Source organism: Streptomyces sp. NPDC001851, assembly GCF_040297165.1.
Classification (GTDB): Bacteria; Actinomycetota; Actinomycetes; order Streptomycetales; family Streptomycetaceae; genus Streptomyces.
The window spans coordinates 15,100-37,772 of record NZ_JBEOYR010000013.1; the positions used below are offsets into that span (position 1 = coordinate 15,100).

At 69.1% G+C, this 22,673-nt stretch carries 16 protein-coding genes; 12 read left to right on the forward strand and 4 right to left on the reverse strand.

Translation table 11 applies throughout. From position 1 onward, the window contains the following. Window positions 1-106: 106 nt before the first annotated feature. The 4 genes from ABT171_RS20205 (at window position 107) to ABT171_RS20220 (ending at window position 5,979) form a co-directional block, all read left to right on the forward strand. Window positions 107-1,369, forward strand: a complete 1,263-nt coding sequence (locus ABT171_RS20205; RefSeq protein ID WP_351245616.1) for an AAA family ATPase — start codon at window positions 107-109, stop codon at window positions 1,367-1,369. Continuing rightward, window positions 1,369-2,046: an RloB family protein gene (locus ABT171_RS20210; RefSeq protein ID WP_351245618.1), complete on the forward strand. Its 678-nt coding sequence runs from the start codon at window positions 1,369-1,371 to the stop codon at window positions 2,044-2,046. The genes ABT171_RS20205 and ABT171_RS20210 overlap by 1 nt, the downstream gene beginning before the upstream one ends. Before the next feature lie 122 nt (window positions 2,047-2,168). Further along, on the forward strand, window positions 2,169-4,787 hold the full coding sequence (locus ABT171_RS20215; protein WP_351245620.1) for a type I restriction-modification system subunit M: 2,619 nt from the start codon (window positions 2,169-2,171) through the stop codon (window positions 4,785-4,787). Beyond that, the gene (locus tag ABT171_RS20220; protein WP_351245622.1) at window positions 4,780-5,979 is read left to right on the forward strand and encodes a restriction endonuclease subunit S; all 1,200 of its coding nucleotides are present in this window, start codon (window positions 4,780-4,782) and stop codon (window positions 5,977-5,979) included. The genes ABT171_RS20215 and ABT171_RS20220 overlap by 8 nt, the downstream gene beginning before the upstream one ends. A gap of 69 nt (window positions 5,980-6,048) precedes the next feature. On the opposite strand, the gene ABT171_RS20225 is transcribed toward ABT171_RS20220, so the two are convergent. Both ABT171_RS20225 and ABT171_RS20230 read right to left on the reverse strand, forming a co-directional pair. After that, window positions 6,049-6,270, reverse strand: a complete 222-nt coding sequence (locus ABT171_RS20225) for a DUF397 domain-containing protein (protein ID WP_351245624.1) — start codon at window positions 6,268-6,270, stop codon at window positions 6,049-6,051. Then, window positions 6,263-7,057, reverse strand: coding sequence for a helix-turn-helix domain-containing protein (locus ABT171_RS20230; RefSeq protein WP_351245626.1), 795 nt, complete (start codon window positions 7,055-7,057; stop codon window positions 6,263-6,265). The genes ABT171_RS20225 and ABT171_RS20230 overlap by 8 nt, the downstream gene beginning before the upstream one ends. A 130-nt stretch (window positions 7,058-7,187) precedes the next feature. Here ABT171_RS20230 and ABT171_RS20235 point away from each other — a divergent pair, with 130 nt between their 5' ends. The 4 genes from ABT171_RS20235 (at window position 7,188) to ABT171_RS20250 (ending at window position 12,362) form a co-directional block, all read left to right on the forward strand. Continuing rightward, window positions 7,188-7,490 carry a hypothetical protein gene (locus ABT171_RS20235; RefSeq protein WP_351245628.1) on the forward strand — a complete coding sequence of 101 codons (303 nt, stop codon included), beginning with the start codon at window positions 7,188-7,190 and terminating at the stop codon, window positions 7,488-7,490. Window positions 7,491-7,516: 26 nt separating this feature from the next. Continuing rightward, window positions 7,517-7,855, forward strand: coding sequence for a hypothetical protein (locus ABT171_RS20240; protein ID WP_351246001.1), 339 nt, complete (start codon window positions 7,517-7,519; stop codon window positions 7,853-7,855). Window positions 7,856-8,007: 152 nt separating this feature from the next. Further along, the gene (locus tag ABT171_RS20245; protein ID WP_351245630.1) at window positions 8,008-11,568 is read left to right on the forward strand and encodes a type I restriction endonuclease subunit R; all 3,561 of its coding nucleotides are present in this window, start codon (window positions 8,008-8,010) and stop codon (window positions 11,566-11,568) included. Between the two features lie 5 nt (window positions 11,569-11,573). After that, entirely contained in the window at window positions 11,574-12,362 is a 789-nt protein-coding gene (locus ABT171_RS20250; RefSeq protein ID WP_351245632.1) for a M48 family metallopeptidase, read from the forward strand. 254 nt (window positions 12,363-12,616) lie between these two features. On the opposite strand, the gene ABT171_RS20255 is transcribed toward ABT171_RS20250, so the two are convergent. Then, entirely contained in the window at window positions 12,617-13,516 is a 900-nt protein-coding gene (locus ABT171_RS20255; RefSeq protein WP_351245634.1) for a LysR family transcriptional regulator, read from the reverse strand. Between the two features lie 134 nt (window positions 13,517-13,650). Between ABT171_RS20255 and ABT171_RS20260 the strand changes: the two genes are divergently transcribed. From ABT171_RS20260 to ABT171_RS20275, 4 genes are all read left to right on the forward strand, one after another. After that, window positions 13,651-14,694 carry a YncE family protein gene (locus tag ABT171_RS20260; RefSeq protein WP_351245635.1) on the forward strand — a complete coding sequence of 348 codons (1,044 nt, stop codon included), beginning with the start codon at window positions 13,651-13,653 and terminating at the stop codon, window positions 14,692-14,694. A 266-nt stretch (window positions 14,695-14,960) separates the two neighbouring features. Beyond that, entirely contained in the window at window positions 14,961-15,884 is a 924-nt protein-coding gene (locus ABT171_RS20265) for a serine hydrolase (RefSeq protein WP_351245637.1), read from the forward strand. Window positions 15,885-16,021: 137 nt separating this feature from the next. After that, the gene (locus ABT171_RS20270) at window positions 16,022-19,750 is read left to right on the forward strand and encodes an ABC transporter ATP-binding protein (RefSeq protein WP_351245639.1); all 3,729 of its coding nucleotides are present in this window, start codon (window positions 16,022-16,024) and stop codon (window positions 19,748-19,750) included. Between the two features lie 123 nt (window positions 19,751-19,873). Beyond that, a complete protein-coding gene (locus ABT171_RS20275) occupies window positions 19,874-20,269 on the forward strand; it encodes a hypothetical protein (protein WP_351245641.1) in 396 nt (131 codons plus the stop codon). Between the two features lie 54 nt (window positions 20,270-20,323). Here the strand turns inward: ABT171_RS20275 and ABT171_RS20280 are convergent, their stop codons facing one another. Then, on the reverse strand, window positions 20,324-22,642 hold the full coding sequence (locus tag ABT171_RS20280; protein ID WP_351245643.1) for a DUF3376 domain-containing protein: 2,319 nt from the start codon (window positions 22,640-22,642) through the stop codon (window positions 20,324-20,326). Window positions 22,643-22,673: the final 31 nt, after the last annotated feature.

The following is a 22,673-nucleotide window of genomic DNA, read 5'->3' on the forward strand; positions in this document are numbered from 1 at the left end:
GCTGCCTGTCACCTCGGACGGACGGTATGTTCCCGGAGGTCACAGCTGTACAGGCCAGACCGCTGTCAGAGGCGACGACTACTCTGAGCACGGAGAGGAGGACAGCATGCTGCTGAGGTTCCGCGTCGCGAACGTGCGGTCCCTGCGCGAGGAGCAGGAGCTGTCCTTCGTGGCGCCCGAGAGGGAGCCCGGTGATGAACGCGGCGCGGCCAGAGAGGTGGAGCTGGCGGGCGGCAAGTCTGTCGCAGTGTTCCCTCTGGCCGGCATCTTCGGGGCCAACGCCTCCGGCAAGTCGAACGTCCTGGCCGCACTGGTCGACATGCGCAACGCCGTACTCAATTCGTACGCCCGCTGGGCCGCGTACGACGGCACCAGGCGCCACGTCTTCGCGCTGGACCCGGCGGCGGACGCCGAGCCCAGCTTCTTCGAGGTCGACTTCGTGCTCGACGGCGTTCGCTGGACGTACGGCTTCGAGCTGGGGCCGACCCGCGTCGAAGCCGAATGGCTGCACAGCTACCCGCGCGGTCACCGCCAGGTGTGGCTCGACCGGGACGCCGCGCGGTCGGATGTCTACGAATGGCCGGGCAACCGGGTGAAGGACCGTGCACAACTCGCGCGGCGTACCCGCCCGAACGCGCTACTGCTCTCCACGGCGGGCACGGACAATCACCCGCAGCTGTCCCCCCTCTTCCATTGGTTCCGCCGCAACCTTTGGCTGATCAATCCGGAGGACGAACGGGCACAGCGCGAGGCGTTCACCAGAAAGGAACTTTCCGGAGCCCGGGCACGCCGCATCGAAGAACTGTTGCGCGTGGCCGACCTCGGAATCACCGGAACCGAAGTGGTCGACGACGGCAGGGGCCGGACGACGGTGAAGCTGGTCCACCGCTCGGGCACGGGCGAGGTCGCCTTCGACTGGCAGACGGAGTCGTTGGGAACCCGCTCCTGGTTCGCCCTCCTCGGCCCCATGCTGCTCGCCCTGGACGAGGGCGCGGTGCTCCTGGTCGACGAACTGGACGCCAGCCTGCACCCGCGCTTCGCCGCCGAAGTCGTCCGGCTCTTCCACGACCCGCTGGCCAATCCGCACGGCGCACAGCTGCTGTTCACCTCGCACGACCCGTCGGTGCTCACCACGCCGAGCGGCGGGCGGCTGCTGGACCCAGACCAGGTGTGGCTGACGGAGAAGGACAAGGACGGAGCCACGGAGCTCTATCCGCTGACCGCGGCGTCCCCGGGGGAGGACGAGGACTTGATGAGGTCGTACCTGGCGGGAGCCTTCGGAGCGGTCCCGTCTCTCCTGGAGGGGCAGATCGCCCGGCGCCTGCTGGCCGACCAGGGGCACACCGAGCACGAGGTGGGGCAGGGCTGATGGCGAGGACGAGGGGCAAGGACTCGCTGGGGCCGGCGCAGCGTCGCGGGCGGCGCAAGAGGGTCGTCCACGTCTTCACCGAGGGGCTGGTCACCGAACCCTCGTACATCGAGATCATCAAGCAGCACGGCGTCCCGGCCGACCCGGCGATGACCGTGGAGGTGCGCATCGCGAACGCCTCCGCGCCCGGTTCCCAGCGCAAGCCGCTCAAGCTGGTCGAGGCGGCGGTCAGGCTCATGCGGGACGAGCAGCGACAGGCGAAGCGCAGCGGCCTGGAGAAGAAGTACCTCCCCCAGGTCTGGTGCCTCTTCGACCGGGACGAGCACGAGGGCATCGAGACCGCGCTGAAGCAGGCACGCGAAGCGGACGTCCGGGTCGCCTTCTCCCACCCCTGCTTCGAGGTCTGGCGTCTGCTGCACCACAAGCCGGTGACCGGTACGTTCGGCGGGGTCTGCGGTCAGGTGACGACGAGACTGCCGTTCGCGAGGACGCCGAAGGACGCGGCGAACATCAAGCTGGTACTGCCGCACCAGATCACCGGAGGCTACGAGGACGCGAGGAAACGCGCCCTCCAGATGAACGCCCAGCATGGTGATCATGTGGCCCTCGTCAACCGTGACCCGTACACCGATGTGCACGAATTCGTGGAGCAAGGGCTCGGAATCGCCTCATACTGATCGTCTCCGGGCGTTGCTGTTCTGGGCGGGCGTGAATCCCGACCGGCATCGACAAGCGGATTTCGGTATGGCCCGGAGCGGCCGTAGGGTTCCTACGTCAGTCAGGTCGTAGGGAGTCGTACGTGGCCAAGCTCACGCTCGCGCAGTTGGAGCGGCATCTGTTCGCCGCCGCGGACATCCTCCGGGGGACGATGGACGCCTCGGAGTACAAGGACTACATCTTCGGTCTGCTCTTCCTGAAGCGGGCCAATGACGAGTTCGAGGCGGCACGGGAGCAGATCAAGGAGTACGCCACCAAAGAGCTGGGCCTCTCGGACGAGATGCTGGCCGGCTTCCTGGAGCAGGAGTCCGAGTACAGCCAGCGCGATGTGCTGTTCGTACCGAAGAACGCCCGCTGGAAGTGGATCTCGTCGGCCACCCACAACATCACCGAGGACAGACTGCGCCCGGCCCTGCAGGCGCTGGAAGGGCAGAACGCCAAACTCAAGGGCCTCTTCGACCACCTCGACTTCAACCGCATCGGCGGCTCCGGCGCCGCTGCGGGCGCGGCGAAACTCGCCGACCAGCGGCTGAAGCTGCTCATCGCGCACTTCGGTCGCGTTCGCCTGCGTACGGACGACTTCGAGTTCCCCGATCTGATCGGTGCCGCATACGAGTACCTGATCAAGGAGTTCGCGGACTCTGCGGGCCGCAAGGGCGGCGAGTTCTACACCCCGCGCGCCGTGGTCCGCATGATGGTCGAGCTGCTCGGCCCCAAGCAGGGCATGCGGATCTACGACCCGTGCGTCGGCTCGGGCGGCATGCTCATCCACGCCAAGGAGTACGTGGAGGAGCACGGCGGCGACACGTCGGACATGTTCTTCGCGGGCCAGGATGCCAACAGCGGCTCGTGGATCATGTCGACGATGAACATGGTCCTCCACGGAGTGCGGCGCTTCGACCTGCACACCGGGGACACGCTGGCCGAGCCGGCCCATGTGCCGAAGTCGGACGCGGACCGGTTCGACGGGGTGCTCAGTAACCCGCCGTTCTCGATGGACTACGTGCTCAGCGACATGGCGTTCCGTGCGCAGCGCACGACGTACGGAACGACGAGCGAGCGCGGCAAGGCCGACCTGATGTTCCTCCAGCACATGCTGTGGGAGACCAGGCAGGACGGTGGCCCGAGCGGGCACGGCGGCATGGTGATCACGGTTATGCCGCACGGTGTGCTGTTCCGGGGCGGCGGTGAGCAGGAGATCCGGGCGAAGCTCATCGAGGAGGACGCGATCGAGGCGGTCATCGGCCTCGCTCCGAACCTCTTCTACGGCACGGGCATCCCGGCCTGCATCCTGGTGCTGCGCCCGCCGGGCAGGAAGAACGAGGCGGACCCGAGGCGCGAGCACAAGGTGCTGTTCATCAACGCCGACCGGGAATTCCACGCGGAGCGTGCACAGAACGTGCTGCTGCCCGAGCACGCCGAAAAGATCACCTCCACCTTCCACAGGTACGCGGAGGTGCCGGGTTTCTCGCGGGCCGTGCCCATCGAGGAACTGCGCGCCAACGACTACAACCTCAACATCCGCCGCTACGTGGACAACACGCCGCCGCCGGAGCCGCAGGACGTTCGAGCGCACCTGGTGGGCGGTGTACCGCGCGCGGAAATCGAGGCGAAGAAGGAACTGCTCGACTCGTACGGGATCGCGCTGACCGATCTGTTCGCGGAGCGCGATCCGGTGGACGAGAAGTACGTGGACTTTCTGCCGGAGGGGGAGCGGCCGAACGCGGCAAGACTGGCGGAGCTGGCCCGGCCGAGCGAGGACGCGCTGCGGACGGCCTTCGACAAGTGGTGGGCGGCGGAGGCGCGGCAACTGGAGGCGGTGGCGGCGACACCGGAACGCCTCGCGGACCTGACACCCTCGGAGCGCAAGGCCGCGCTGATGGCCGTGCGGGCGTCGTTGATCGAGTCGTTCGTGGAGCAGCTGGGCGGCGTTGGCCTGCTGGATCGCTATGCCCTGGCGGGAGCGGTGGCCGGCTGGTGGTACGAGGCCAAGTACGACCTGCTCGCCCTGTCGGAGAACGGGTTCGCGGGCGTCGTGGACGGCTGGGTCGAAAACGTCGAGACGATGCTGGCGCCCGAGCAGGACCCGAAGTCGAAGAAGCTGAGGAAGCGGACTGCGGCTGAGCGCCGTCAGGCATACGACCACAAGGTGGTCGCGGCCATCGCCCCCGACTTCCTGGAGGAACTGGCGGCGGCTGACGCACGGAAGGCGGAGCTGGACGCGCGGTGGAAGGAGCTGAACGCGGAGCCGGAAGCCTCGGAGGAGGGTGACGGTGATGAAGGTGACGAGGACGCTGTCACACGCGAGGAAGTCGCCCTGAGCGTCGAGCAGCTCGCGGAGCTGGCCTCGGTGAAGAAGGAACGCACGAAGGCGGGCGCGCTGATCAAGCGGCTTGAGGCGGATTTCTGGTTCGAGCGGGCCTCTGGTGAGCAGCCCAAGTTGGGCGAAGAGCCGCCGAGGTTGTTCCGGGCGCGGGCGGCGCTGGGGGCCGAGGGGGAGCGGCGGGTGGTGTTGGATCTGCTGCGGGATGACCTTCTCGGGAAGCTGGACGGGCATGTGGTGCGCCGGAGGCGGGAGTTGGCCGAGACGTATGGCGTGTGGGAGGGCAAGTACGCCGTTTCGTTGCGGGAGATCCGGGCGAAGAGTGAGAAGGCCGCGGAGACGCTGGATGGGTTCCTGAAGGAGCTTGGCTATGCGTGAGCTTCGGCCGGGGTGGGCGCTTACGAGAGTCGGAGACCTATTCGATATGCAGCTGGGCAAGATGCTGAGTAAGGAGGCGTCGTCCGGACCGGAACAGCGTGCATACCTCACCAACAAGAACGTCCAGTGGAACCGGTTGGATTTCGACGAGCTGAACTATATGAGTTTCAGTGAGTCGGAGCGCAGGAAGTTCCGGTTGATTCCCGGGGACTTGCTAGTTACTGAAGGAGGGGAAGTCGGGCGTACGGCGATTTGGGAGGGGCAGCGAGCAGAATGCTACTTCCAGAAGTCACTGCATCGGCTGCGTAGCCGGGGTGCGATTGATCCGCTCTATATGCTGTACTACATGGATCACGCTGCGCGTCATGGCCTCTTCGTTGATGGGGTCAGCCGGACGAGTATTGCGCATCTCCCGCAGGATAAATTCGCTGAACATCTGGTTGCGCACCCTATTGAACTGGATGAGCAGCGGAGAATTGTGGGTTTGATTGAAGATGTATCGGCGCAGGAGCGCGCCATTGAGGCGTCAATTGCGAAGCTGCAGAGTCTGCGGCAAGGGATTCTGAAGACTTTCATGAACAGGCTATCCAGCGGCGAGACACCCGTTGAATGGTTGCCGGTACGCGATGTGGGAAGTGTGCGTATGGGCAAGCAGTTGTCGCCCGACAGTCAAAAGGTCGGCGGACAATTTCCTTACCTGCGCGTAGCCAATGTGCTCGCTGGCCACATTGACTATTCGGACGTGAAGACGATGGGGTTCACGCCAGTCGAACGATCTACTTACGAGCTTTTGCCCGGCGACGTCCTTCTCAATGAGGGGCAGAGTCTGGAATTGGTCGGGCGCAGCGCAATCTACCGTGGTGCGGCGGGGGATTTTTGCTTCCAAAACACTCTTGTGCGGTTCCGAGCCACACAAGCCTTGGATCCTGAATATGCGCAGTTGGTATTCGAGTATTGGCGTCAGGTTGGAGTGTTCGCTGGCATTGCGAAGAAAACCACAAGTATTGCTCATCTGGGTAGCGAGCGATTCGGGGCGCTCGAATTTCCGCTCGTCTCCTCTCGGAAGCAGACTGAACTGGTTTCGGCAGTTGCCGCATGTGATAGAAGTATAGAGGGTGGGAGAGGGGCATTCCGCAAGCTGCAACTGCTCAAGCAGGGCCTTGTGGATGATCTGCTGGTGGTGAATCGGTGAGTACTGGTTGAGTAAGAACTGGGAAACGTGACAGCGGCCTTTACACGGAAGGGGCGCCGTCGCCAGCCCTCAGGTGTTGAATTCGCCGTCCTTGATGGCTGTGACGAACACTGACCAGTCGGTGGCAGAGAAGATCAGTGCTGGGCCCTGCGGAACCTTGGAGTCGCGGATGGGAACGCCCGAGGGGTATCCGTCGAGGACTTCGAGGCAGCTGTTGGCCTCGGTTCCGCTGTAGGACGACTTGCGCCAGCTGCTCCGTGTGCCTGCACTCGGGATGGTGTGCTCAGTCATGGTGTCCATAGTCCTTCGCTGTCGCCCGCAACAGGGCAAGTGACTCTTGTAGCGGCAACGCGTCGCTCAGTGCGAGATGGTAGGCGCCCTGAAGCCGTTCGACGACGGCGGGGGAGTCATGAACCTTGCCGATCTGTAGTCCCTCGGAGTACGCCACCGGAGGTTGGTCCTCGAACCACATGAGCGTCAGTGTGCTGTTCAGGATCTGATAGGCGCCGACGCTGTACGGAATCACGTGTGTGCGTACTCGCCTGTTCTCCGTCAGGCGGACAACGTGCATGATCTGTTCTGCCATTACTGCCGGGCCGCCGACGGGGCGCCGCAGCACGGCCTCGTCTAACAGCGCCCACACGACGGGCGTCACCGGGCTGGCGAGGATCTTCGAGCGCTCAAGGCGTGTGACGACGAGCCTGTCACATTCCTCGTCACTCGCAGGGGGGTATCCAACACTCAGCAGGGCGCGGGCGTACCTCTCCGTCTGCAAGATGCCAGGTACGAAGGTGGGTGCGAACTCCCGGATCGCCGTGGCCTGCTGTTCGAGTTGCCTGGCTGCTTCGAAGTAGTCTTCCATCGCTGCGTCGTCCTGTGGCAGGAAACTACTCAGCACATCCCCCGTGTTCAGAGCCCTGTCCAGGCGTCGAGCGTCCTCCTTCGAAGGAGTGCGACGCCCCGCCTCGATGTGGGCGATGTGGGAACGGGTCATGACCGCCATGTCGGCCAGTTGCTGTTGCGTCAGTCCCGCCGCCTCGCGCTGCTGCTTGAGCCAGTCACCGTACGTGGTGCTCACGGCCAACTCCCTTGTGACAAATTGCTGGTCACACCCAACCCCCTGGCGAGCCTAGCCTCCTCCGTCTCACTCTGTGAGTGCATCGCTACAGAACGCGATACCCCCGCGATCGCGCGACCGGTCCGGGGGCGTGGCCATCAACGAACTCACGGAAGTTGACGACATGAGTCACCGTAGCGCCCGTCTCTTCAAGCCGCTGCTCCGGATCATGGGCCGCTCGTCCCAAGGCGCGCGCCCAAGCGCTGTCTCCGCTGCCGTCGATCGGCCGTGCCGGTGCCTCGACTCCTCTTATACCGAATCCCCGTACGCCAACGGACCGACCATCCATCACACCGGTTACCGGCCCCCGATGGCGTCGGCGACGGTCGCCTTGTTCGGGATCGGCATGGGGTCGGTCGGCATGCACGCGGCAGGCACGGAGGTCACCAAGTGAAGAGCGGCGTCACCGGTGCTCAGGGCATGAGTAGCTCGCGCCTGCTGCCCTGGGCCGGCTCGGAGGGCAAGCCCTGTTTCCTCGTAGGTGACGGGACCGGTTACCTCTCTCGCGTCGCCGACACGATCGAGACCGTGCAACTTGGCATGGCGGCTGACCTCCTTGATCACGCCACCGACATGCTCGCCGACCGCAAGACCACTGCCGCGCAACTCCACTTCCTGGCATCTCGGATGGTCGAGGCTCTCCGCGACGTCTGCCGTATCGCGGAGAGCCGGGGTGCCCGCCTCCTTCCACCCGCGTACGAGGGTCTCGACGACATCGACGTTTCTGACGACGTCGAGAGCCCCGTACCGGAAGACTGACCCCTGGCAACGCCGCCGTCCCTCGCACAGGGTGGGGTCCTCACGCGGAAGTGCCCCACCCCCGCTAGGCCGGATCCCTACCGCCCCCGCCCGCCCAAGGCGCAGAATGGATCACCTGGGGTGGGTAGGCAACGTGGGGGAAGGCGCGACGCATGGCAGTACAGGTCGAGCGGGACGAGGTGGAGCGGCCGTTCGTGCAGCAGCTGACGGCGATGGGCTGGACGCACGTCCCCGGTACTGACGTCGGCACACTCGACATCGGCACACCGCTCCTCGTTGACACGCTCAAGGACGCGCTTCGGCGTATCAACGTCCGGGCGACGGACCGCGAACCGTGGATGGACGACTCCGATGTCGCCCGCTCCATCGCGGAGCTGGCGTCCGTCCCGCTCGGGCAGGGCATCGCGCAAGCCAACTTCGACGCCACCGACCTGCTGCTCAGCGGATACGTCCTCACCGGGCCCTCCGCCGCGCACGGCGGCGCCTCCGCCACCGTGCAGTACATCGAGTGGCACCCAGATCACGTTGGGCTCAACGACTTCACTGTCGTCGACCAGCTCCGCGTCAAGAACCGTTCTGGTGACGTGTCGATACTCGATGTCGTCCTCTTCGTGAACGGCATCCCCCTCGTCGCCGTCGAGTGCAAGAGCCCCGATCTCGCCGACCCCGTACGCAGCGCCATCCTCGACCTGCGGCACTACGCCGGCGACCCGATCGAGGACGACGAACGCGCCGGGACCGACCTCCCGCTCCCCGGCGGCGTACCGGAGCTGTTCCGTACCGTGCAGTTGCTGGTCGCCGCGACCGGCGAGACCGCTCACCTCGGAACCGTCACGTCCACGCCCGACCACTACTATCCGTGGCGCAGCGTCGCCCCGGAGAGCGAGAGCACGCTTCGGACCGAGCTGCCCGGTCACACGGGCAAGCTGACCGAGCAGCACAAGCTGATCGGCGTCGTCCTGCGGCCCGCCGCCCTGCTCAACTTCGTTCGGCACTACGTCATCCCGCTGCCTGTCGAGACCGACTCCGGCGCCGTGCGGACCGTCAAGGTGGTCGCCCGCCACCAGCAGTACAGGGCCGCGGAGAAGGCCATACGGAAGCTGCTCACCGGCCGCCCGCGCGGCGGCCCGGTCCTCGACGACGAGCGCGGCGGTGTCATCTGGCACACGCAGGGCTCCGGCAAGAGCCTGACGATGACCTTCCTGGTGCGTCGGGTCCATCTGCACCCGAAGCTCAGCGAGTTCACGGTCGTGATCGTCACCGACCGTACGCAGTTGCAGGACCAGCTCTCCGAAACCCTGAAACTGAGCGAGTCGGACGTCGAGACGGCCGAGACCCGCACCCAGATGGAAGGGCTGCTGAGGGACGGTGGACGGCGCGTCGTCTTCGCCATGATCCAGAAGTACGGTGGCGGGTTCACCTTCGCAGCCGAGGCGGAGGGCGACGGTGACGACCGGGATCTCGCCGGCGAGTACAAGGCCGCCGAGCAGGCCAGGAAGGGCAAGCGTCGCAAGAGCCCGCCGCCGGTCCCGAACTTTCCTGAGTGCAACACCTCGCCCGACATCCTCGTGCTCGTGGACGAGGCCCACCGCTCGCACACCAGTGTCCTGCACGCCGCTCTGCGAAAGGCCATCCCGAACGCCGCGAAGATCGGGTTCACGGGTACGCCCATCATCACCGGCGAGGAGTCCGACACCCGCCGTATCTTCAGCGGCGGCCCGGACAAGGGCTTCCTGGACGAGTACCGGATGGAGGACGCCGAACGCGACGGCGTCGTCGTCCGCATCCGCTACGAGGGGCGCACCGGCGAGGGCAAGGTCCAGGACAAGGACGGCCTGGACCGCTCCTTCGAGGACTTGATCCGCGATCGCAGTGACGAAGAGCGTGCCGCCCTGCTCAAGCGCTGGCCCACCGAGCGTGACGTAGCCGAGTCCTGGCCGATGATCTGCAAGAAGGCCGAGGACATGCTGGAGCACTGGGTGTGCTGGGTGCTGCCCGGTGGCGGGTTCAAGGCCCAGATCGCGGCCGTCAGCCGGAAAGCCGCCGTCGAGTATCACCATGCTCTGCGTCGAGCGCGTGACCAACTCCTCGCGGATCTCGCCGACTTCAAACCGGAGTCAGTTCAGGGGATACCGGTCAAGGAGCTGCCCCAGCGTCTTCGCTACCTCTACCAGGCCTACGAGTACCGGGAGCTCCTCCGTCGCATCGACTTCGTACCCGTCATCTCCCCGGGCGCGGAGCGCAAGCGCCGCAAGTGGCTTCACTGGACCGATCCGAACCGGCAGAAGGCTTACATCGAACGCTTCCACGAGGCGTTCCCGCATCTGCCGCCCGAGCCGGACTGGGTCGCCTTCACTCCCTTCAACGCGCCCGAGCCGGACATTCCGGAGGACGGTCTCGGGGCCGACACCCCCTGGTCCGACACGCCCACCGGGGAGCCGGAACCGCCCCAGGGACCTTCGAAGGCCGACATCCCCGACCCGGTGCACCCGGAGAGCCCCATCGCCTTCCTGATCGTGAAGTCGATGCTGCTCACCGGATTCGACGCCCCGCGCGAGCAGGTGCTCTATCTCGACCGGCCGATCCGTGACGCCGAGCTGCTCCAGGCCGTCGCCCGGGTCAACCGGCCCGCGCCGGGCAAGGAGGTCGGCTACGTCGTCGACTACTACGGAGTCTTCGAGCACCTCTCCAGCGCGCTCGCCGACTACCGGCAGGCCGACGTCGACGACACCATGCTCAGTCTCTCCGAGGAGGTCGGAGACCTGGGGCCCGCAGCCGACAGGGTGCGCACCTACCTGAGCGGACACGGTGTCGTGGACGCGGACCTCACCGACCTCGCCCGGCTGCGCGGCGCCGTGCTGGCCTTCGAGGACGAGACGGTGCGCCTCGGCTTCGACGAGGTGTTCCACGAGTTCCTGGCCGTCCTGGAGCGAGTGCTGCCGCACGAGGACGCGCTGGACTACCTGGCCGACGCCCGGCGTTGGGGAATGCTGCAGAAGCGCATCCGGCGGCTGTACCGGGACGACACGGGCGGGACGTTCACCCTGCGCCGGTACGGCCGGAAGGTTCGGGCGATGATCGCCGACCACCTGGAGGGGCCCAAGATCGAGCAGGTCATCCCTCCTGTGTCCCTCACCTCGCCCGCCTTCGACGACATGGTGCGCGAGCTGCCCCCGCGCGAGGCCGCAGCCGAGATGGGGCACGCCCTCCGGTTCCACCTGGAAGAACGGGTCAGGAGGGAGGACCCGGAGAAGTACGACAGGCTCTCCGAGCGACTGGAGGAGATCCTCAAGCAGATGCCCGGCCGCTTCGAGGAGCAGGTGGAGGAGTTCGAAACGCTCATCGAGCAAGCTCGTCAGGAGGACGAGGAGGACCCGGCACTTGCCGGCCTCAGCCCGCTGGAACAACGCGTCCACCGGCTCCTGGACCAGCTGCTGGAGGACAACCTGGGTGTCGAGGGAGGCGGGCGGGACACGCGCTCTCTGGTCGTCGCCGTGTGCGATACGGCGGCGAGCGTGATGTCCAAGGCCTCTTACCAAGGGCAGCACCAGGACATCAACCTGCTCGCGAATGGGATCAAGACACAGCTGATCCGTGGTGGACTCAGGCCCGCGACCCCCGACTGGGGGCCGATCACCAGCATCTCCCAACGGCTCGCCGCCTACGCGGAGAACAACCGGCAGCAGTTCCTGGCTCGGGCCAGGGGAGAATAGAGCGCGTGACCGCGCTCGCCGAGAAACGCCAGGACCGGACAGCTGTCGATGGTGACTGGGTCTCCGTCGACGGTCTCTCCCTGCGCGTGCGCGCGAGTGCCCGCAGGAAGAGGTTCGCGCTCACCGTGGAGCCGGACGCGACCCTGACGCTGCATGTTCCCGAAGGGCGTCCGACGGTGGAGGCCGAGGGCTTCGTACGGGCACATAGGGAGTGGGTGGTCGCGAAGCTCGGTCAGCGGGAGCGGACTCGCCCACTGAATCCCGCCAAGCGGCTGTCGGAGGGTGAGGTCTTCCGCTACCTAGGGCGAACGTACCGCCTGGCCGTGTCGGACAGCACGCCGGGAGACGGCAGGGTCCGACTGATCGCGGGGCGGCTGGTCATCGCCCGCAAGCACACCGAGGACGCTGCGGAAGGGCGTACGGCGCTCGTCGACTGGTACTGCCGTGCGGGACGGGCCTGGGCCGGTAACCGGCTTCAACCCTGGGCCGCCCGCATGGCCGTGGGCGAGCCAGAGCTGGATGTGCGGGACCTGGGGCAGAAGTGGGGTGCGTACCAGCCGGGCGACGAGGCCAGTGGGCAGGGACGGATGAGCCTGGGGTGGCCGCTCTTCCAACTGCCCATGCACCTGGTCGACTACGTCATCGTGCACGAATTGGCGCATGTGAAGGTGTCGGGGCACGGAGCGGGATTCTGGCGGCTGGTGAGGCTCGCGTTGCCGGAGTACGAGGAACGCCGCGCCGAGCTTGACGAGCTGGGGCGTCGTATGTGGATGGGGGAGATCGAGCCGCGGTGATCCAGCACACGGTGCGACGCGGGACAGGCGCGGCCTCCGACCGTGGACCGTCGGCGGTGCGCTCTAGTCGATGCTGACCCGCCCCGACTACGTCGCCTGGCGGAGTCCTTCGGCGTCCCCGGGGTCCGTACGACCCCGGAGACCGTGGGAACTGGCCGACGCGGTGTCGAGCGGGCGCGCCGCGGGCGGGCGTAAGTCGGGCGGGCGCGCCCTCACACAGGGGTAGGGGCGGAGCCGCGGACGTTCGCCGTACGTCAGGGGTTCCCGGCCGGTGCCAGGACCGCGGCCGCCAGATGGTCGCGGAACCAGCGGTGGCCCGGGTCGGCCGCGTTGCGGGGGTGCCAGGCCATCCCGAGGTCCAGGGGCGCCAGGTCCAGGGGGATCGGGAAGGTGCGCAGGCCCAGCGCGGCGATGGTGCCGGGGAGCCAGTCGGGCAGGGTGAGCGCGACGAGGTCGGTGTCCCGGGCCAGCATCAGCGCGGCCGTGTAACCGGGCACGACCACCGCGGTCCGGCGCCGCAGTCCGAGGTCCGCGAGCGCGCGGTCGATCGGGCCGGTGCGCCTGCCGAGCCGGGAGACGCCGATGTGGTCGGCCGCGGCGAAACGGCGGGCGTCGATCCGCCCGTTGAAGAGGGGATGACCGCTGCGCGCGACACCGACCAGGTGCGCGCGCCTGAGCTGCCGGGTCCGGATCTCGGGATCCAGATGGTCCAGGACGCCCAGTTCGACGTCGACCAGCCCCTGCCGCAGCGCGGGGCCGCCCTCCACTGCCTCCGGCAGGAAGACCACGTCCACGTGCGGGGCCTCCGCGTGGACCCGGTCGGTCAGGGTTCCGGCCAGCCCCGTCAGCAGCAGGTCGGTGGCCTGCACCGTGAACGTGCGCCGCAGGTGCACCGGCTCGAAACCGGCCCCCGGCCGGAGGACGTCGTCGCAGCCGCGCAGCAACGCGGCCACCTTCTCGCGGAGTTCCAGCGCCCGCGGCGTCGGCACCATCCGCTGGCCCGCGCGGACCAGCAGCGGATCACCGACGGCACGGCGGAGCCGGGCCAGGGTACGGCTGGCCGCCGCGGGCGAGGTGCCGAGCCGCTCGGCGGCGCGGGTCACGCTGTTCTCCTGGAGCAAGGCGTCCAGGGCGCGCAGCAGATTGAGATCCATGACCGTTCCTGAGCTGCGTTCTCACGTCCGAGGCAATGATCGCTTGCCGATCTTTGCATTGCCGCGGAATTCCCCGGTGCGGAGGGTGGAGGTGTCCACGCAATCCGGATGAGCCCAGTGACGAGGAGTCACCCGTGCACTCACCTGTGCGTCAGCAGTCACCCCGTGCCGGACGAGAAGGCGATGTGCTGGCCGTGGCCAGCCAGAGCGGGCCGGCGGTCGCGTTCTACGACGCCTCCTGCGACCGGCACCTCGGTACGACCGAAGTCCCGGCCCAACCCCATGAGTTGTGCTTCGACCCGGCGCAGCGGCTGCTGTGGTGCAGCAGCACGTACCGCTCGGGCGCCTACCACGCCAACACCGGCCGCAGCACCGAGCTGACCGCCATCGATCCCGACACCCGCCGGATCGTGGAGGTCGTCGACCTGGCCCCCGAACACGCCCCGCACGGGCTGGCCCTGGACGCGGCACGCGGCCGTCTCCACGTCAGCGTGGAGGGAGCGGCGGACCGGCCCGGCGGCGTCGTGGTGATCGACACCGCCACCCGCCGGCCCGTGGGCAGGATCGGCACCGGTGCACCCGGACCGCACTGGTTCGCCGTCGATCCGACGGGGCGGACGGGCTACGCCGCCAACAAGGAGGCGCCGTTCGTGTCGGTGGTCGACCTCGAACGCGGCGCGCTCACCGGGAAGGTGGCGGTGCCGGGCAGCGAGGGGCTCGCCGTCTCCGCCGACGGCGCGCACGTCTTCGTCGCCGCCCCGTACGCCGGTGCCGCCGAGGGCCGGACGCCCGGCATCCGGGTGATCGACACCGGCACGCTGTCCGTGACCGCCGTCCTGCCGACGGAGCACGTCGTCATGCCGGTGCACCTGACCTCGACGGGCGCACTGCTCACCGGCGAGGTACGCACACAGCCCGGCTCCGGCCGCCAGGTGCCGGGCCGCCTCACCGTGTTCTCGGCCGCCACCCGCGAACGCCTCGGGGAAGTCGAGGTGGGACCGATGCCGTTGACCATCCGGTCCTCCCCTGACGGCCGGCTCGCCTATGTGGCCTGCGTCGTCTCCTCCACCGTCCACGTGATCGACCTGGAGACGCTGCACACCCTGACCCGGCTGCACATCGCCAGTCACGGCGAACCGGGAGCGCACGGGCTGGCGTACATCCCGCGCCCGGCCTGAGGACGGCGTTCCCTCGTCCGCCGCCCGGAGACGCCCAGCAGCCTCGGCGTCCCGCGCGGCGGTCCGGTCCGCGCAGCGATCTCCAACTCCTGGTGTGGTCCGAGTGGTTCGGGGGGACGCGGTGCCCCAGGAGGCGAATCGTCACCCCCCGCCCGCCCGTTGGAACCCCCGTCCTGGGAACATGCGTACAACTTCCGGCCGCCCCGGTGAGTCAACCCCACAGGCGCCGGTATCGCGCCCACACGACGTTCCCAGGGGGACCCTCCATGATCCACCGCATGAGCCGACGCGCCAGAGTGCTGACGGCAGCCGTCGGCGCCGGCGTGCTCATACCCACCGTGGCCGCCGCCGTCCCGGCCGCCGCGACCACGCCCGCCGTCAGCTGTACGTCGGCCAAGGCGGGCCTCGCCGCCACGCTGCAGAAGGACATCACGGCCGCCCTCGCGAACCGCAGGGGCACGGTCGCCATCGGCCTGTACGACCGCAGCACCAGCACCACCTGCACCCTGCGCGCCACCAGCTCCTACGACTCGGCCAGCACCGTCAAGGTCACCGTGCTCGCCACGCTGCTGTGGGACGCCAAGAAGCACAACCGGTACCTGACCGACCGGGAGACCTCGCTCGCCAAGGCCATGATCACCCAGTCGGACAACGACGCGACGACCGCGCTGTGGAAGCAGCTGGGCACGACGAAGATCAAGGGCTTCCTGGCCGCCGCCGGGATGACCAGGACGGTGCCGGGCGCTGACGGCTACTGGGGCCTGACCCAGGAGAACGTCACCGACGAGCAGAAGCTGCTGGGGCTCCTCACCGCCAGGAACAGCGTGCTGAGCGACAACGCCCGCGCCTACATCCTGAAGCTGATGAGCCAGGTGGTCTCCGACCAGCGCTGGGGCACCCCGGCCGGCGCGCCGTCCACGGTCTCCGTGCACGTCAAGAACGGCTGGCTGCAGCGCGCGACGCACGGCTGGCGGGTGCACAGCCTCGGCACCTTCAACGGCGCCGGCCACGACTACATGATCTCGGTGCTGACGCAGGACGACAGCACCATGGACTACGGCGTCACCACCATCCAGAACGTCGCCAAGGTCATCCACAGGGACCTGGTGCCGACCACGCCCGGCACGGCCGTGTACACCCCGACCAGCGAGCCCAGCGAGGCGTTCGTCGCGGTGCCGCCGCAGGGCTGAGAACCGTACCCGCGAGCAGCCGCGACGGACCGGCACCCGCGGGCGAACCGCACCCGGCAATTGTTGCGGCGGGATGAAATCGGCCCCCATCCGCGTTGGTGTCTTCCGGCAGACCAGGACAACGGGAAGGCACCGGCGTGGCAGCGCAACGGGGATGGGCACGACGTCTGGCGGCATACGCCTGGCGGTATCCGAAGGACGTCGTCCTCGCCCTCGGCTCGTCCCTCGCCGGCATGGCCGTCATGGCCGTGGTCCCGCTGATCACCAAGGTGATCATCGATGACGTCATCGGGAACCACACCCGCTCGATGGGCCCCTGGGCCGGCGCCCTCATAGCCGCCGCCCTGCTCGTCTACGTCCTCGCCTACATCCGCCGCTACTACGGCGGCCGGCTCGCCCTCGACGTCCAGCACGACCTGCGGACCGAGATGTACGGCACGATCACCCGCCTCGACGGCCGCCGCCAGGACGAGCTGTCCACGGGGCAGGTGGTCGGCCGGGCCACCAGCGACCTCCAGCTGATCCAGGGCCTGCTCTTCATGCTCCCGATGACGCTCGGGAACGTCCTGCTCTTCCTGATCTCCCTGATGATCATGGCCTGGCTGTCGCTGCCGCTGACCCTGGTCGCCCTGGCCGTGGCACCGGCCCTGTACGGGATCGCCAAACGCAGCCGCAGCAGGCTCCACCCCGCCACCTGGTACGCCCAGGCCCAGGCCGCCGCCGTCGCGGGCGTGGTCGACGGCGCCGTCAGCGGCGTACGCGTGGTGAAGGGCTTCGGGCAGGAGGAGCAGGAGACCGGGAAGCTCCGGGAGGTCGGCCGCCGGCTCTTCGCCGGACGGCTGCGCACCATCCGGCTGAACAGCAGGTACACCCCCGCCCTGCAGGCCGTGCCCGCACTCGGCCAGGTCGCCATGCTGGCCCTCGGCGGCTGGCTGGCCGTGCGCGGGCACATCACGCTCGGCACGTTCGTCGCCTTCTCCAGCTATCTCGCCCAGCTGGTCGGCCCGGTGCGCATGCTCGCGGTGGTCCTCACCGTCGGCCAGCAGGCCCGGGCCGGCACCGAGCGCGTCCTGGAGCTGATCGACACCGAGCCGACGATGCGGGACGGCACCAGGACACTGCCCGCCGACGCGCCCGCGACCGTCGAGTTCGACGACGTGTCCTTCGGGTACGACCACGAGCGCCCGGTGCTGGACGGGCTGAGCTTCGAGATCCGGCCCGGCGAGACCTTGGCCGTCGTCGGCTCCTCCGGCTCCGGCAAGTCCACCCTCTCCCTGCTGCTCCCGCGCTTCTACGACGTCACCCACGGCGCCGTCCTGATCGGCGGCCACGACGTCCGCGAGCTGACCCTCGATTCACTCAGGGCCGCCATCGGGCTCGTCCCCGAGGACTCCTTCCTCTTCTCGGACACCGTGCGCAACAACATCGCCTACGGCCGCCCGGACGCCACCCGGGAGCAGATCGAGGCCGCCGCCCGCGCCGCCCAGGCCGATCGTTTCATCGCCGAGCTTCCCGAGGGCTACGACACCAAGGTCGGCGAGCAGGGCCTGACCCTCTCCGGCGGCCAGCGCCAGCGCATCGCGCTCGCCCGCGCCCTGCTCACCGACCCGCGGCTCCTCGTCCTCGACGACGCCACCTCCGCCGTCGACGCCCGCGTGGAGCACGAGATCCACGAGGCCCTCAGGCACGTCATGGAGGGCCGTACCACGCTGCTCATCGCCCACCGCCGCTCCACCCTCAACCTCGCCGACCGCATCGCCGTGCTCGACGGCGGCCGGCTCGCCGACCTCGGCACCCACGAGGAACTCCAGCAGCGGTCCGCGCTGTACCGGCGACTGCTCACCGACCCGGACGAGCTGGGCGGGGTCTCGCCGGGGCACGCCGAGCCCGCCCTGCCCCCCGAGGACACCTCCGTCCGTGAGGAGCTGGACGCCGAGTTCGACGCCGAGCGGGGCGTCACACCCAGGCTGTGGACCGGCGACCGCACCCCCAGGGACCAGGCGCTCAGCGGCACCCCCGCCACCCCGGAACTCCTCGCCCAGGTGGAGGCGCTGCCGCCGGCCACCGACACCCCGGACGTCGACGAGGCCCGGGCGGTCCGCCGCGAGGACTCCTACGGCCTGCGCCGCCTGCTGCACGGCTTCGGCGCGCCCCTCCTGCTCAGCCTGCTGCTGGTCGCCGTGGACGCGGGCGCGGGCCTGCTGCTGCCGGTGCTGATCCGGCACGGCATCGACTCGGGTGTGAGCAAGATGGCGCTCGGCGCGGTGTGGGCGGCCTCGCTGGTCGCGCTGCTGACCGTGCTGGTGCAGTGGGCCGCGCAGATCGGCGAGACCAGGATGACCGGCCGTACCGGCGAGCGGGTGCTGTACGCGCTGCGGCTGAAGATCTTCGCGCAGCTCCAGCGGCTCGGGCTCGACTACTACGAGCGCGAGCTGACCGGCCGGATCATGACCCGGATGACGACGGACGTCGACGCCCTGTCGACCTTCCTGCAGACCGGCCTGGTCACGGCGTTCGTCTCGGTCGTCACCTTCTTCGGCATCATGGCCGCCCTGCTGGTCCTCGACCTCCAGCTCGCCCTCGTGGTCTTCGCGACGCTGCCCCCGCTGATCGTCGCGACCTTCTTCTTCCGCCGGGCGAGCGTGAAGGCGTACGAACTCGCCCGGGAACGCGTCTCCTCCGTCAACGCCGACCTGCAGGAGTCGGTCGCCGGGCTGCGGATCGTGCAGGCCTTCCGGCGCGAACGGGACGGCGGGCGGCGGTTCACCGAGCGCAGCGACAGCTACCGGCGCGCCCGCATACGCGGCCAGTGGCTGATATCGGTCTACTTCCCGTTCGTGCAGCTGCTGTCCTCGGTGGCGGCGGCGAGTGTGCTGATCGTCGGCGCGCACCGGATCGAGGCGGCCACGCTGACGACCGGCGCCCTGGTCGCGTACCTGCTCTACATCGACCTGTTCTTCGCCCCGGTCCAGCAGCTCTCCCAGGTCTTCGACGGCTACCAGCAGGCCACGGTCTCCCTGGGCCGCATCCAGGAGCTGCTGCGCGAGCCGACGTCCACGAAGCCGGCGGACGAGCCCCTTGAGGTGCCGTCCCTGCGCGGTGAGATCGCCTTCGAGGACGTGCACTTCGCATACGGCGCCGCCGAGGGGACCGACGCGGCGCTGACCGGCATCGACCTGACGATCCCCGCCGGGCAGACGGTGGCCTTCGTCGGCGAGACCGGCGCCGGCAAGTCGACCCTCGTCAAGCTCGTCGCGCGCTTCTACGACCCCACCGCGGGGCGGGTCACGGTCGACGGCATGGATCTGCGCGCCCTGGACCTGACCGCGTACCGGCACCGCCTCGGGGTGGTCCCGCAGGAGGCCTACCTCTTCCCGGGCACGATCCGGGACGCCATCGCCTACGGCCGTCCCGACGCCACCGACGCCGAGGTGGAGGCGGCGGCGCGGGCGGTCGGCGCCCACGACATGATCGCCACGCTGGACGGCGGCTATCTGCACGAGGTCGCCGAGCGCGGCCGCAACCTCTCGGCCGGCCAGCGCCAGCTGATCGCGCTCGCCCGGGCCGAGCTCGTCGACCCCGACATCCTGCTGCTGGACGAGGCCACGGCCGCCCTGGACCTGGCCACCGAGGCCCAGGTCAACCAGGCCACCGACCGCCTGGCCGGCCGCCGTACCACGCTGGTGGTCGCCCACCGCCTGACCACGGCGGCCCGCGCGGACCGGGTCGTGGTGCTGGACCACGGCCGGGTCGCGGAGGACGGCACCCACGACGAACTCCTCGCCCGCGACGGCCGGTACGCCGCACTCTGGCGCACCTTCGTGGGCCGCCCCGAACCGGAGGAGCCGGTCACCGCGTCCCGCTGAGGTCGTTCCGAGGACCCTGTCGACGTGTGGTGCTGACGGTCGTGCAACCATCCGACATACGTCGTGCGTCCGTACATCCGTACGGCAATCGGGGGTGCACGACCACATACGGGGAGGACGACAGTGGACAGTGGTGGGATACGCCGGCGCCTGGCGCTCGGCGCGGCGGTGCTGGCCGCGACCGGAGTGCTCGGCTTCGTGACATCCGGCACCGCCCAGGCGGGCACGGCCAGTGGCTGCTCCGGGCACGAGGTGTGGACGCGGCAGTTCAGCAGCGGGGTCACCCACGTCTACAAGCGGGACGGCTACGTCTGCGCCGTCACCGTCGCCCGGAACCCGGGCAGAACCCAGACGATGTCCGTCAGCGTCCAGGCCCGGGGCGGCCGCCCGGTCGTCGACAAGGGGAGCTACCGGCAGCTCGCGGGCCCGGTGACGGTCCACGCCGGCCGCCGCTGCGTGTGGGTCAAGGGCTCGGTGGGATCGCGCGGGTCGGTCGACTCGGGCTGGATCCTGTGCTGACGAGCGGCCCGCCGGGAACGTCGTAGCCGGGTCCCGGGGGTACGCGGGCCCGTCTCACCGGCGCCGGCACCGCCATCTCGCGCGCCACAGGTATCCCCGGACCAGCACGTAGCCCAGGAGCCGCCAGCGGCCCAGCGGGCGCAGCAGATGACGCACCGTCCTGGCGGGCAGCCCGTGCACCAGGATCTCGCCGTCGGTCATGGCCATGAGTTCCCTCAGGCGAGCCCTCATGTACTCGACCGGGTCGCCCTTGCCGGGCGGGGTCTCCGCGCGCAGGATCGCCTCGTGGAGCCGTCGTTCGGTCTCCCCGCCGTCCGGCTGTCCCGTGAGGAGGCCGAGCAGGTGGTGCGCGGCGTCGAGCCGGCCCCAGGTGAAGTCGTAGTGGCGCCATTTCCTGCTCAGGAACGCGGCGAAGTGGTAGCAGCGCAGCCCGTACAGCTTCTTGCCGCCCAGGTCCACCGACCAGTCCTCGTCGAACAGGGGACCCATGTCGTCCGGGCCGAGCCGCAGGAACCGGAACACGGGGGAGAGTTTCTCCATGGCCCGCGCGGGAGGAGCGAAGGCCTGGGTGAGGACCTCCACCACGAGCATGGCGGCCACCACGTCCTCCGGCCGCTCCCACCGCTCGTAACGCCCGTCCGCGTGCGCCGTCTCCAGGAAGCGGCCCGCGGCCTCGCGCACCAGCTGCCCGGTCTGCGCCGGGACCGAGAGATCCGTGTACACCTTGTCGAGCCTCTGCGCCTCCTCCCAGGGGTCCGGCGGGCACTCGTCCCATCGCGTCCTGTCGCGTACGGCCTCGTTGACGGCGATGACCTTCAGCAGGCTGTCGTTGACGAACCGGATCGCGGCGCCGGCCCCGTCCTCCCGCGTCCGGTCCCCGGCCGCGCGTGCCGCGTCGAGCAGCCGGTGGAGCTGGAACAGCAGCCCCTGCAGCAGGCGTTCGGCGGGGATGAGGCCCCAGCGCCACTCCTGGAGGCCGGGCTCGCCGAGGCTCGTCGTGTCGGCGGGCGGCAGCCACAGCAGGTCCGCCTCAAGGATCTTCTGCAGGGTCGGCTCGTCGGGCACCTCGGCGGTTCTCAGCGCCGTCACCCGCGCATTGGTGACGGCGAGCCGCCGGCGCACGGCCATGACCCGGCCCCTGCGGTACTCGGCGTACAGCGCCTCCGCCGCCTTCCGCATGCCGTCCTCCTCCTCGTGGCCCCGGCCGGGGTGGAGAAGCCGCTCCAGCAGCTCGTCCTGGGATCTCGGGCCGCTGAGCTCCAGGCGGAGCTGCACGTCGTCGATCCCCGAACGGAAGTCGACCTCCTGGGGGTAGTTGAGCGCGCTCCAGGCCGCCGTCAGGATGCCGATGTCGGGGCACCGCTGGTTCTTGACCGCCTCGTCGCCCAGTACTCCGCCGGAGGGCACCACGAACATGAGGACACGCTCGGCCGGGCCGCCGCGGCGTTCGGTGATCTCGTCGAGCACGGGGGTGAACGGGGCGTTGTCGAGGACACCACCGTCCATCACGCAGCTCGCGGGGGCGTCGAGCCGTGTGTCCGGGTGGACCCGGTAGCCGAGGAGGGGATGCTCGCTGACCGGCTGGAAGGCGACCGGATAGCCGGCCGTGGCGCGCGCGGCCCTGGCCAGGACCTCGTCGTTGGTGCCGGCGAAGTCACCGCAGGCGGACTTCAGCTCCTCGACCTCCCACCCGGCCCCCTTCTCCACATAGGCGAACGTCTCGGGCTCGCTGCGGAACCGGTACATGCGGCGGTGGTCGCGCACGTCGAAGGCGCTGCCGGCGCTGTCCTCGTAGGCGCGGTGACGGCCGTCCAGCGCGGTGGCGGTGACGAAGAGGGTGACGGGTTCCGGACGCGGCTGCCGCCCCGGAAGCAGGCCGGCGAGGGCCTCCGTCACCTTTTCCTCGAACCAGCTTCCGTCGAGCAGGGTCTTCCTGGCCGCCCGGCGCCCGGTCCGGCACAGCTTGTCCAGTGAGGCGACCTTGAGCCACAGGTCGCGGAGGTTCACGAGCCGGGCTCCACGGGCGATGGCCGTGGCCAGCAGCAGGCCGTTGAGGCCGCCCGCGGACGTGCCGGAGACGATGTCGACCTTCACCTCGGCCCCGGCGTTCTCCGCCACCTCCTGCCAGATCCGGAAGACCTCGCGGTCCTCCGGCGGGACACTGCTCACGGGGTCGGGGTCCTTCCGGGACGCCCGCCGGAGCAGGTCCAGTTCATGCGTGACGCCGCCCATCCACACGGCGAGACTGACGCCGCCGTTCATCACCAGGGCGATGCGGTGTTCGGTCCTCGGCTCGGCGGAGCCGCGCCGTGCCACCAGGGCGTGCGCGCGGTGCAGCCGCTCGGAGATCGGCGTGCGCTTCCGGTCGTGCATGCGACCTCCTCCAGCGGGCCGGACGCCCGGA